At 69.6% G+C, this 12,344-nt stretch carries 10 protein-coding genes; 2 read left to right on the top strand and 8 right to left on the bottom strand.

Annotated elements, in window-relative coordinates; genetic code table 11:
• The first annotated feature begins 10 nt into the window (after positions 1-10).
• Together H9633_RS03830 and H9633_RS03835 are read left to right on the top strand one after the other, a co-directional pair.
• Positions 11-778, top strand: coding sequence for a siderophore-interacting protein (locus tag H9633_RS03830; protein ID WP_191712155.1), 768 nt, complete (start codon positions 11-13; stop codon positions 776-778).
• A 144-nt stretch (positions 779-922) separates the two neighbouring features.
• The gene (locus tag H9633_RS03835; protein ID WP_318247185.1) at positions 923-1,951 is read left to right on the top strand and encodes an FUSC family protein; all 1,029 of its coding nucleotides are present in this window, start codon (positions 923-925) and stop codon (positions 1,949-1,951) included.
• A gap of 117 nt (positions 1,952-2,068) precedes the next feature.
• On the opposite strand, the gene H9633_RS03840 is transcribed toward H9633_RS03835, so the two are convergent.
• The 8 genes from H9633_RS03840 to H9633_RS03875 form a co-directional block, all read right to left on the bottom strand.
• Complete coding sequence (locus H9633_RS03840) at positions 2,069-3,583, bottom strand: PucR family transcriptional regulator (protein ID WP_191712156.1); 1,515 nt, start codon at positions 3,581-3,583, stop codon at positions 2,069-2,071.
• Positions 3,580-4,614, bottom strand: a complete 1,035-nt coding sequence (locus H9633_RS03845) for an S-methyl thiohydantoin desulfurase domain-containing protein (protein ID WP_191712157.1) — start codon at positions 4,612-4,614, stop codon at positions 3,580-3,582. The genes H9633_RS03840 and H9633_RS03845 overlap by 4 nt, the downstream gene beginning before the upstream one ends.
• Positions 4,615-4,623: 9 nt before the next feature.
• On the bottom strand, positions 4,624-5,724 hold the full coding sequence (locus tag H9633_RS03850; protein ID WP_071644770.1) for a DUF917 domain-containing protein: 1,101 nt from the start codon (positions 5,722-5,724) through the stop codon (positions 4,624-4,626).
• The gene (locus H9633_RS03855; protein WP_191712158.1) at positions 5,721-6,845 is read right to left on the bottom strand and encodes a DUF917 domain-containing protein; all 1,125 of its coding nucleotides are present in this window, start codon (positions 6,843-6,845) and stop codon (positions 5,721-5,723) included. Before H9633_RS03855 ends, H9633_RS03850 begins: the two co-directional genes overlap by 4 nt.
• Position 6,846: 1 nt before the next feature.
• Positions 6,847-8,394 carry a hydantoinase/oxoprolinase N-terminal domain-containing protein gene (locus tag H9633_RS03860; protein ID WP_191712159.1) on the bottom strand — a complete coding sequence of 516 codons (1,548 nt, stop codon included), beginning with the start codon at positions 8,392-8,394 and terminating at the stop codon, positions 6,847-6,849.
• 29 nt (positions 8,395-8,423) lie between these two features.
• Complete coding sequence (locus tag H9633_RS03865) at positions 8,424-9,764, bottom strand: purine-cytosine permease family protein (protein WP_071644767.1); 1,341 nt, start codon at positions 9,762-9,764, stop codon at positions 8,424-8,426.
• Between the two features lie 241 nt (positions 9,765-10,005).
• Positions 10,006-11,424, bottom strand: coding sequence for a threonine synthase (gene thrC / locus H9633_RS03870; RefSeq protein ID WP_191712927.1), 1,419 nt, complete (start codon positions 11,422-11,424; stop codon positions 10,006-10,008).
• Positions 11,425-11,527: 103 nt separating this feature from the next.
• Complete coding sequence (locus H9633_RS03875) at positions 11,528-12,277, bottom strand: AAA family ATPase (protein ID WP_071644765.1); 750 nt, start codon at positions 12,275-12,277, stop codon at positions 11,528-11,530.
• Positions 12,278-12,344: the final 67 nt, after the last annotated feature.

The raw sequence follows: 12,344 nt of genomic DNA on the forward strand, positions 1-12,344 counted from the left end.
GCCTTACTTTATGAGCGATGTGAAATCAGGTTTCTCGATCGAGCGACAGGGGCTCGATCTGCGGTTCCGCACGGCCACCCTCTCCGAGCGGCAGTGGCTCGCGCCGAACTACGTGCGCGTGCGACTGACGGGCGACGACCTCGCCGGTTTCGAATCACTCGGCGCGGACGACCACATGCGGCTGTTCTTCACAGAGGCGGCGACCGATTCGGTCGACGAGCTGCGCGCCTCACCCAACCGCGAGTACACCCCGCTCGCCTGGGGCGAGAACTGGCTCGACGTCGAGTTCGCCGTGCACGGCGATGACGGCGTGGGTGCCCGCTGGGCGGCATCCGCTCCGCTCGGCTCTCCCGTCGGCGTCGGCGGGCCGCGCGGCTCGGCCGTGCTGACCGGCGCCCCGGGGTCGTGGCTGCTCGTCGGCGACGAGACCGCCATTCCCGCGATCCGTCGCTTCGCGGGGATGATCCCCGCGGGCACCCCGGCGCGCATCGTGATCGAGGTCGTCTCCGACGCCGATCAGCTCGCTCTGAACGCGCCGCTCGCGGTCGAGTGGCTGCACCGCGGGGACGCGCCGGCCGGATCGGCGTTGATCGCCTTCCTCGACGGTCTCGGCGAGACGGATGCCGTGGGCTCGGACCCGTTCGTCTTCATCGCCGCCGAGCAGCAGATCGTCAAGCACGGCCGCGCACTGCTCGCACGCTGGGGCGTCGACGTGGCGAAGGCCGTCGTGAAGGGCTACTGGAAGCGCGACGAGGCGGAGTACCACGCCCCGCACTGAGCCGTGCCCGGCCCGTTCCGCGAGACGTGCTCTCCCCCGCCCGACGTCTGTTCGGAACATGCGGAGCCGACCGACCAGCGGCTCCACCTGGGGCGATCCACCGGCCAGAGAGCCGGCGAGCGCCGCCGCTGAAAGAATGATCCGGTGAGTCTGTTCGCCTTCGGCCCCTCCCGCGGCCCGCGCTGGCAGCTCGGCCTGCAGGCGGCTCTGGGGATCGCCGTGCCGATCGCCGTGATGACCGTGCTCGATCAGCCGATGCTGGGGTACATCGCCGCGTCGGGAGCCTTCACCGTGCTGTTCGCCGGGTCCCTGCCCGTGATCGAACGGGCGCGGATGCTGCCGTTCGTGGGTGCCGCTCTCGTCATCTGCGCGGCGCTCGGGGCCGCGGTCGCGCACGATCCTCTACTGGTCAGCATCGGCATCGTGCTCGTCGCGAGTGTGAGCGCAGCCCTCGCCTTCGGCTTCCGGCTGGGCCCGCCCGGACCCCTGTTCTTCGTGCTCGTATTCGGCCTGTCGGCAACGGTGGTGCGCTCCGCTCCGATCACGCCCGCCGGCTACGTCGCCGCGATCGCCGCCGGATGCGCGTTCTCGTATCTGATCGCGGTGTCACCCCTGGCCCTGGCTCGGGTCCGCGCCCGTCGTGCCCGCCCACTTCGGCAGCTCTTCCCTGGGCCGTCGTGGGATGCGGATGCCCGGAGGCTGCTGCTGCGTGTCGTCCTCGTGAGCGTGCTCGGGGTGGTCGTGAGTCTGTTCCTCGACCCCGCGCGGGCGTACTGGATCGTCGGAGCTGCGGTCGCGGTGATCGGGATCGCGTCGAGCAGACGGGCGGCGCTGCAGCGTGCGACGCACCGGTTGCTGGGAACGATCGCGGGCGCCGGAGTCTATGCGCTGCTGGCGCTGCTGCACCCGAGCGGTCTGTGGCTGGCGGCGCTGCTGGGCGTGTTGCAGTTCTCGATCGAGCTGGTGGTCGTGCGTCACTACGCCCTGGCGCTGACGCTCATCACCCCGCTGGTGCTGCTTCTTCTCGGCGCGGCCACGGGAAGCACGGGCGACATGTCCATCGCGATGGAACGGGTTGTCGATACTCTGGCGGGCGCCGCGCTGGGCGCGCTCTCTGGCCTGCTGCACCCCCGCTCTGATCCGTCGCGCGCTGCTCACCCCGCCCCTGCCTGACCGCCCCGTGCTCCAAGCGGAACCGCTGCTCCTTCCGGTATGAGTTTCTGCCGCTCAACCGCGGATCAGGCGACACGAACTCATACCGGAGCGAGAAGTGGTTCCGGGGGCGGGGGGTCAGCGCATCAGGACGCTGCGACAGGCCAGATGCAGGGCGAGCCGCGCATCCGGATCCCGCATGTCGATGCCGAGCAGCTCCTGCGCGCGGCGTATGCGCACCGCGACGGTGTTGCGGTGCAGGCCGAGGGCGATGGCGGTCGCCGCGATGCCCGACTCGTGGTCGAGATACGCGGCGAGCGTGGTCAGCAGCTCACCCGTTCCCTCCCGAAGCGGGGCGAGCAGCGACTCCGCAGCCGGCACGAAGGTGTCGTTGCCGGTCCACGCGAGAAGCAGCTGCTCGAGGCCGAGGCTGTCGACCCGCACGAACCAGCCTGCTGCCGAGCGCGCGGCGGCGATCTTCGCCGCGTCTGCGGCTTCGTCGAGCGTGGCGCCCAATCCCGCAGGGCCGGGTTGCAGCGAGCCGACGCCGGTCGCGACGGCGAAATCACGTAGAGCCTCCGCATGCAGCTCGCGCAGCGCAGCGACCGCGCGCTCGACCTTCTCTGCGCTGGGCTGCTGCGCGAAGGTCAGCCACCCGCTCACTCCGCTTCCGGCTGAGGTCGCGTGCGATTCGGCGTCGATCGATCCGAGACCGGAGCGCAGCGATCGCAGCAGCGAGAATGCGTCGACCCGTCCCCGGGCCGTCATGTGGAAGGCCAGATGATGGCCCTGGGTGCGCCATCCCCGTTCGGACATCCGTCGATCGACGTCGTCGTCGGCAGCACCCCTCAGGTCGGTGAAGTCACGCAGCAGCGCCGACGACACGGCGACCTCGTTGATCGCGGCCACCTCGTCGATGAGGATGCGAGCGGCGACGGCCGGCATGGCGACCTGGGCTGCGACCGAGAGTGCCTGCAGCTGCGGTTCCCCGATCCCGTCGCCGAAGAGCACGAGGCGCAGCCCCGTCCGTGCAGGACTGTCGACACGCACGGATGCGGCCGCTGCGTGCTCGGTGCGGGCGAGGTCCGCCCACGATTCGAAGCCGATACCCGCATGCAGGTCTGGGCTGAGATGCCCTCCCGCCTCGAGGACGACTCCCGCGCGGTCGACGAGTGCGACCCCGGTGCTGAGATTCGCGACGATGTGCCGCAGCAGGTCCCCGAGATCCTGCGCGGAGTACTCGAACGACTGGGCGACCTTCCGCACCTGCCCCAGGGTGAGCGCGTCACGGGCCTCGATGAGCATCCAGCAGGCCTTCGCCAGCTGGATGGGGCGCGCGACGTCGAGCAGCGCGAGTCGGAGGCGGATGGCGAGTCGACGGGCGCCCGGGTCGATCGCCGCCGCGCCCGGCACGGCGAGACCGGAGTACCCGCGGTCGCGCACGCGGCGGAGCAGCGCATCCTGCTGCCACGTCGTGCGCGGGATGCCGGAGGTGAGCACCGCGAGTCGGTGCTGCACGGGGTCGGCGAGGTCGGATTCGTCGTTCTCGATCACGACGGCATCCCACTCGACATCCTCCGGTCCGGCCACGAGCGTCAGACCGCCGTTGTCGGGGTAGGAGAGCAGAGCGCTCAGTCGCAGGGGGCTGCTCATGCCACGTCCAGCTCATCCAGGCCGTAGGCCGAGGGCGTGACGCGGCGCAGCCGGTCGGGGCGCGCGTGCCACCACGACGGAGCCGGAATCGCGAGAACGGCGACGTGGCGTGCGAGGGTGAGCTCGGTGACCTCGAGCACGTCGCGCGAGATCGCATCGACGACGACGATCACGGTGGGTGCCGCGGCGACCACCCGACCGTCGCTGAGCACCGCGAGAGTCTCGGACCGGGTGATCACGCGGTGGACCCCGCCGTCGACGCCCATGATCTCGACGGCGCTCACGGACGGATCCGCGACGAGGGATGCTGTGGAGAGGATGCGCCCTTCGGTCACGAGCTGCGCACCCAGGGCGTCCGCGAGCTCGACCAGGGACCGATCCGATGTGGCCACGAACGCGCGACCGACGCGAAGGGTGTGAGCGAGGTGACCGACGATGGCGTGCTCGCGCAGATCCCCGACCGTGAATCCCGCGAACACGGCGCACCCCGCACCGCCTGCCTGGATGATGGCGGCACGCGCCACGCGCTCGGCGTCGATCCCCCGAGTCGCCTCGACGACCGCGACACCCCCGCCTCCGGTGTCGCATGCCACGATGATCCCGGGCAGCCCGTCGACGAACAACGACATCTGGTCGAGCCCCGGCACCGCACGGCCCGTGCAGTCGGCGTCGACCACGATGTGCGAATCCGCCAGCATCAGGGGCGCCAGGCCGTTCATGCCGCCGCCTTCCAGCGAGCAGACCGCGGGTATCTCGTGACCCGTCCAGCGCTCGACCGCCCTGAGCACCGGAGCGAACGGCTCGCTGCCGGGCATCCGCTCGCCCAGCAGGATCGTGGATCCGACGAATGCCACGCCGAGGCACGGCGTCGCCGGATCGAGCGACTCCGGTGCCGCGACCTGGAGCGGCCAGGTGGCCGACCCGGCGAGGATGAGCTCGAGCATGGTGGTCGATCCCCCACCGCCCGAGCCGAACAGCGCGTAACCACGCGCGAGCGCGGTCAGATCGTCACGCCCGAGCAGGCTCACCATGATTCCAGATTACGGCTCCGCCAGCTCCTCGACGGCGACGAACTCCTCGGTGATGCCGAAGGCAGACGGCCCGAAGGCAGCCAGCGCTTCCGGAGTGCGCATCATCGCCGGAGTCGAGATCCCGAGCACCCGCACCCGCTGCCCGTACCGCAGCCCCTCGGTGGTGATCGGCTCCGCCGTCTCCTGGTCCACGATGCAGATGAGATCGGGGACGATCGCGACGAGCCGGCCCCCTCGGTGAGCGGTGAGGTTCTCGTTCTGGAACGCGACCTCAAGCGGGTCGCCCTCATCGCCGAGCGGGGCGATCACAGCCCGTCCCTTCGCGAAACCCTCGGTCGTGCGCCGCTCGACATCGACCACCTTGCCGACGAACAGCTCGCGCATGTGCGGGTAGAGAGTGGAAGCCAGCGCGGCGGAGATCGCATCGAAGGGGGAACGATGCTGCTCACGCGCCAAGCGGATCGCACGGCCGAGCGCGAGCGCCATTGAGATGGTGCGCGGCACGGCCGTGCGACGCACGTCGGCGCCGGTCATCGCGTACTCGGCGATGTGGCCCACACCGCCGAGGCGGATCGTGATCCCGCGGGCGAGCCACTCCATCTGGCGATCATCGTCACCGGTGTCGATGATGACGCGCTCACCGCGCTCCCCGGCCAGGGCGAGAGGCGAGCCGTGCACGCCGTAGACGGCGAACGTCTCCATCGACAGCTCGGGAAACGCGCGACCCATCCCGTCGGCATCGACCACGGGCAGGCCCGTCTCGGCCGCGACGATCAGCGGGATCATCGAGTTGATGCCTCCGCACTCGATGGGCATGGTCGCGTCGGCCTTGCGCCCGAGGTGGTCTTCGAGGGTGCGCAGTGCGAGTGTGGGCTCGGTGCCGGCGGGGATCTTCTCGACCATGACCGTGGGCGCACCCATCTGCGCCGTGGGGATGACGAACATTTCGTCGGGCAGCTCATCCGGATCGAGGATGGTGATCGCTCCGTCACCGAGCACGCGCTCGACGAGCATCTTCCCGATGTAGGGGTCTCCTCCCCCACCCGTGCCCAGCAGGGTGGCCCCGCGCGCGAGGTCGGGGAGGTCATCGGCGGTCAGCTGCCAGCTCATCTGGGTTCGTTTCCTTCGCTCAGGACACCGGACTCCGTCTCGGTGCCGCCAGTGGAGATGGTGCCGTCGAAGCGGTGGGCGCGCATGTCGTAGCCGAAGTAGCCCGGCCCCACCATGGCGAGCGCGGCTGCCGAGTGCCACCGCTCATCGGCCGGCGCTGCGGCCACGCGGACGCGCTGCCCGTAACGCAGGGCCTCCGTGGTCACCGGCTCACCCGATTCTCCGTCGAGAACCATGATGAGGTCCGGCGTGGTCACCAGCACCTGTCCGTCCTGCTCGGCGACGAGGTGCTCGTTCTGGAACTGCAGCGTGATCGACGTGTCACCAGCCCCGTCGATCCGGGCCCGTCCGCGTGCGAATCCCGTGGTGGTCGCCCGCTGCACGTCGACGACCTTGCCGTCGATCAGCTCTCGGCCGTGCAGCAGTGCGACAGCCGCGGCGACGGGGTCGGTCTTCGAGTCGCGGGCTCTGGCAATGGCCTCACCGATCTCGATGCAGCGCGACAGCGAATCGGCCACGAGCGACTCTCGCGCCTGCACGCCCGACATCGAGAAGCCCGAGATCATCACCGAGCATCCCATCTCAACACAGGCGACCCGGGCGATGCGCTCGGTCCACGAGTTGTCGACGGTCTGCAGGACCCCCGTGTTGCCCTTCTCGTCGCTGAATGCGAGTGGAGAGGCTGTCACACCGTGGAGGGTGGGCAGCACCATCTGGAGCTCGGGGAACGCGCGGCCCATGCCGTCGGCGTCGATGAGCGGCAACCCGAGCGCCGCGGCCGCGGCGATCGGGATGGTGGAGTTCACGCCGCCGACCTCGGCGCACGCGATGTGGGTGACGGGTCGGCCGAGGTGCACGCCGAGCGCCCGGACCGGCTCGACGACCTCGTCCAGGCTGGGCAGCTTCTCGACCATCACGGTCGGCGCGCCCATCATGGCGACGAACAGCACGAGCGCATCATCCGGCACCTCGTCGAGGCCCACGACGGTGACATCCGTGTCGGCAAGCGCCTGCCGGGCCAGCAGAGCTCCGATGTACGGGTCACCGCCGCCGCCCGTGCCGAGCACCGCCGCACCGCGGGCGAGCCCGTCGATGTGCTCGGCGGTGATGGTCCAGCTCATCTCACGCCTCCATGTCGAGGTCGCCGACAGCCTTCGCGCGGATGCGCGTGGCGTTGCCGGGCAGATACGGGATCGGCACCTCGTCGAAGTCGATGATCGAGACGGTCGAGGGACGGGCGCCCGCGGCGATCGCCCTGTCGACAGCTTCGGAGCGCACCGCGGCGATCGTCTCGTCGCGCCGACCGGGCTCGATCGCGTACACCTTGTCGATCTCACCGCCGACCTGGGCGATCGATGCGCCGATCGCGTTCGCCACCGCGTAATTCTCGGGGCGGTGCACGGTGCCGAACATGGGCAGCTCATCCGGCAGCAGGATCGACCCGCCGCCCACGGCGACCACCGCGATCGGCTCGGGTGAGGTGCGCATCCGATCCACTGCCTCCGAGACGCGCTCGGCGATGCGCTGCAGGACACGGTCGACGAAGGCGGGGTCGAGGTGCGCGACCTTCGTCGCGTCGCCGATGTCGGCGCGGCCGGCGGCCACGGCGATGTCCGTGGCTGTGAGGGTGCTGCCTCCGAACACGAGCGCGTCGGTGGTGAGCCGGTAGCCGACCGATGCCGGACCGACCTCGGCGGTCTCCTCGTCGACGATGCTGCCCCCGCCGATGCCGAGCGAGAGCACATCGGGCATCCGGAAATTGGTGCGGATGCCCGCGACCTTGACCTCATTGGCCGTCTCGCGCGGGAATCCGTTGATCAGAAGGCCGATGTCGGCGGTGGTGCCGCCCACATCGATCACCGCGCAGTCGACCAGTCCGCTCGTCGCGGCCGCACCGCGCATGGAGTTGGTCGGGCCCGAAGCGAAGGTGGCCACCGGGTATCGGCGCACGTACTCGTCGTCCATCAGGGTGCCGTCGTTCTGGCTGAGGAAGATGGGGGCTTCGATCCCCTGCGCGCGCACGGCCGAGGTGAGCCCGTCGACGATCTCCGAGGCGAGCTCCCGCAGCGCAGCGTTGATGATCGTGGCGTTCTCGCGTTCGAGCAGGCCGATCCGGCCGATCTCGTGCGAGAGCGAGATCGCGACGCCGTCGCCCAGGACCGAGCCGATGATCTCCGCCGCCTGGATCTCGAGGTCGTGGTTGACGGGGCTGAAGACCGATGAGACCGCCACGGAGCGGATGCCGTTGGCCTTCATGTCCTCGGCGTGCGCGCGCAACTCATCGGGGTCGAGCGGCGAGATGGGCCGGCCGTCGAACTCGTAGCCGCCGTGCGCCAGGTAGCTGCGGGCGTGAGTGGCCTCGACGAGCGCCTCCGGCCAGTCGACCAGCGGCGGCAGGGCACGCGTCGCGGGCAGCCCCAGACGCAGCGCCGCGGTCGGCGCGAGTCGGCTGGCCTGGACCAGAGCGTTGATGAAGTGGGTGGTGCCGATCATCACCGCGTCGATGTCAGGACCGTCGAAGGGGTGCGCGGCGCGCAGCTCTTCGATCGCCTGCACGATGCCGCTCGTGACGTCTCCCGTGGTCGAGTGCTTGACTCCCGCCAGCGTGCGCGTGCCCGCCATGAGTACTGCGTCGGTGTTCGTGCCGCCGACGTCGATGCCGATGTGCATGGTTCTCGCTTTCTGTGTGGAGGCCGCGCTCAGGCGCTGACGGGCTCGGAGTCGGGTGCGGGGGCCTGTCGAGTGGTCGCGACGCCGACGCCGCGGACGAGACCGAGCTTGCCGGCCAGGACGTAGAGCACCATCGAGAGGAAGAGGCTGAGCAGAGACGGGATGCCCCAGGTCACGAAGTACCCGACCAGCGACGACACCAGCCACACGACGATGGTGGTCGGAACGAGACGCGGCGCGGTCGCGGGGAGCGTCCCGGCCTCGCGACTGGTGTCGAGATCAGCGCGCCAGCGGCGCACGAAGTAGTACTCGGCGACCATGATCCCCGCGATGGGAGGGAAAGCCACGCTCAGCACGATGAGGAAGGAGGTGAACTGCCCGAGGATTCCGACGGCGGCGAGGATCGAGCCGACGATGCCGAGCACGATGGTCGTCGTGACGCGGTGCAGGTTGCGGCCGAACGCCGTGGAGATGAAGTTGACCAGTCCCAGCGTCGACGAGTACAGGTTCCAGTCGTTGATCTTCAGCGTGCCGGTGAGCACGATGAACAGGCCGATGAGGCCGACCGATGAGGTGACGATCGCGACGATGTCGCCGGTGCCGGCGGCGTGGGCGAGCAGAACTCCCGCCAGTCCGATCACGAACTCGCCGAGGGTGACCCCGACCACGGTCTGCTTGACCACGTCGGCGCGGGAGCGGTTGAAGCGGGTCATGTCGCCGGTGATGATCGCGCCGACGATCAGGCCACCGGCGACGATGCCGGTGCCCGCCCACACGCTCATGGAGGGACCGGGGGCCGGGCTGGTCAGCAGCTCGCCGATGTCGTGACGGCTGAGTTCGCTGATCACCGACCAGCCGACCAGGATCAGGAACAGCGGCACGGTGACGTTGGCGAGCCACTGCATCCCGACGAAGCCGAAGGCGACGATCGCCGTCACCGCGAGGCCGAAGATGAGACTCCACGCCCACACCGGCAGGGCACCCGGCATGAGCGCATCGAGCGACTGCGCCGAGATCGCCGACTGGATGCCGAACCACCCGATCAGGCTGATGCCGATCGCGAGTCCGACGAGCGAGGCGCCGATCTCGCCGAAGCCGGTCCATCGCGCCAGCAGGGCGGTGTTCAAGCCCTCGCGCTGGCCGATGAAGCCGACGACGCACATGACCACCTCGAGGATGATCGAGCCGAAGAGGAAGGCGAGGGCGGCCTCGCCGAAGGTCATGCTGAAGCCGAGCGTCGCTCCGAGCAGGAACTGCGAGAGCGCCGACACCTGGCCGAAACGCTGGATGGCGATGCCGAACCAGGGCTTGCGTGCGTCGGGTGTGACTCGGGAGAGCGCGAAATCATCGGGGTGCGCCGTGCGTGCCATGAGGGGTCCTTCGAGAGGAGGGAACGGGTTGTGGCAACAGTAACCACGCCCTCCGGGCCCATGACATGTGCGATCAGCACGAGAATCGCGTCACCAAGTGCACTCTGCACTGCCCACTCGCTCCCTCACCCACAACCCCCCCTCCTTCCGGTATGAGTTTGTGCCGCCCAAACGCGAAGCAGGCGGCACGAACTCATACCGGAGCGAGAAGCGGTTCCGGGGTTGGGGGTGGGAGCGGGCGTCAGCGCAGCGCGTGCTCCGCCACGAAGGCCCGCAGTGCCTGCTCGTCGTCGGCCATCTCGGTCACACGCTGCGGGGCGGCGAGCATCTCGCGCAGTTCGGGCGAGAAATCCAGTTCGACGCCGATCGCCTCGGTGATGGTCTCGGCGAACTTCTGCGGCTTCGCGGTCTCTAGAACGAGCATCGGCACCTCCGACTCGACGTGCTCGCGAGCGACTTTCACGCCGTCGGCGGTGTGCGGGTCGATGATCTCGCCGGTCTCGTCGTACACCGAGCGGATCGTGGCGAGCCGGTCGGCGTGGGTCGAGGTGCCGCTGACGATGCCGAACTCGCTCTCGAAGCGAGGCTGCTCCGCCGAGAAGTCGATGGCGCCGACGGCGTCGAGAGCGTCCCACGCCGCGACGACCCGGGCAGGGTCGCGATCGACGAGCTCGAAGATGAAGCGCTCGAGGTTCGACGCCTTCGAGATGTCCATCGACGGGCTCGACGTGGCGTGCGTGTCGGCGGCCGAGCGCGGGCGGTAGACGCCCGTGCGGAAGAACTCGTCGAGCACGTTGTTCTCGTTCGCGGCGAGCACGAGGCGGCGGATCGGCACGCCCATGCCCTTCGCGAAGAAGCCCGACAGGATGTTGCCGAAGTTGCCCGACGGCACCGTGAACGAGACCTCGAATCCGGGGCGGAACTCGGGCTCGACGGCATCCGTCACCCGCAGCCACGCCCAGAAGTAGTAGACGACCTGCGCGGCGATGCGGCCCAGGTTGATCGAGTTGACCGCGCCGAGATTCTGCGCGCGCTTGAACTCGAGGTCGCCCGCGAGCCTCTTGACGAGGTTCTGGCAGTCGTCGAACACCCCGTCGACGGCGATGTTGTGCACGTTCTCGTCCTGCAGCGAGTACATCTGCGCGCGCTGGAACGAGCTCATCCGGCCCTGCGGCGAGAGCATGAACACCGACACGCGCTCCTTGCCGCGCAGCGCGTGCTCCGCCGCCGATCCGGTGTCACCCGAGGTGGCGCCGACGATGTTCAGCACGCGGTCCTTCTTCTCGAGCACGTACTCCAGCACCTGCCCGAGGAACTGCATCGCCATGTCCTTGAACGCGAGCGTCGGGCCCTCGGAGAGGCCGACGAGCGTGAGACCGCCGCCGATCGATCGCAGCGGCACCACCGCATCCGGGAAGTCCGCGTACGCCGCCGCCGTCATCCGCGCGAGGTCGTCGCGGGGGATGTCGGTCGCGAACAGCGAGAGCACCTCGGTCGCGAGCTGCGGGTAGGTGAGCGCGCGCCAGCGCTCGAGCGTCTCCGCGTCGACCTGCGGCAGCCGCTCGGGCACCGCCAGCCCGCCGTCGGGCGCGAGCCCCTCGAGCAGCGTCTCACTGAACGGCTGCGGCTGCATGCCGCCGCGGGTGGAGATGTACAGCACGAGGGCTCCTCGGGTCGTCGGGGTCTCCATTCTCGCAGGATCGCCACGACGGCGAGGCCGGATGACGCCTGTCGCGCATCGACCCGCAGCAGCCGGCGTGCACTCAGTCGAGCAGATGTCGCAGGTAGCGATCCGGATCGCCGAGGAACGACCGCCAGTGCCGCACCAGCTCGAGCTCCTCCCACGTCGTCTCGCGCAGACCCCACTCGCCGAGCTCGAGGATCGTCGCGCCCGGCAGCGACGCGAGCACCGGAGAGTGCGTGGCGCAGAGCACCTGCCCGCCATCATCGGCGATGCGCCTCAGCACCGAGATCAGAGTGAGGGTCGAGGCGAACGACAGCGCGGCCTCGGGCTCGTCGAGGCAGTAGAACCCGGGCGAATCGAATCGAGTGTCGAGAAGCGCGAGGAACGACTCGCCATGACTCATCTCATGGAAGGACGCGTCCGGACCCGAAGACGGGTTCTGCTCGAGGTAGGTGTAGAACGAGTGCATCGTCTCGGCACGCAGGAAGAACCCCCACTGACTCGCGCCGACGCCGCGCTCGAGCCGCAGCCAGTCCGACAGCGGCGACTCGGTGGGTCGAGTGCTGTGACGGGCGTAACGCGACCCGCCCTCGGGCGACAGCCCGTACGCCAGCGCGATGCCCTCCACGATCGTCGACTTGCCGCTGCCGTTCTCGCCGACGAGAAACGTCACACCGGGCGAGAACCGCACCCCGTCGCGAAGCAGCTGCGCGACCGCCGGGATGGTCGTCGGCCACCGGTCGCTGCTCTCGGGTGCGTCGTCGTTCGCACTCACGGCGCAGACCGGATGCCTGCGCCGCATCCACCCCGTCTCGCCGTTCACCCCCATGGGCAGACCCTATCCCGAGCTGCCCCCGGTCAGCGCGCCGATGCCGCCGCGCACGTATCCGGATGCC

It is taken from the genome of Microbacterium commune (assembly GCF_014836945.1).
In the GTDB taxonomy this organism is placed as follows: domain Bacteria; phylum Actinomycetota; class Actinomycetes; order Actinomycetales; family Microbacteriaceae; genus Microbacterium; species Microbacterium commune.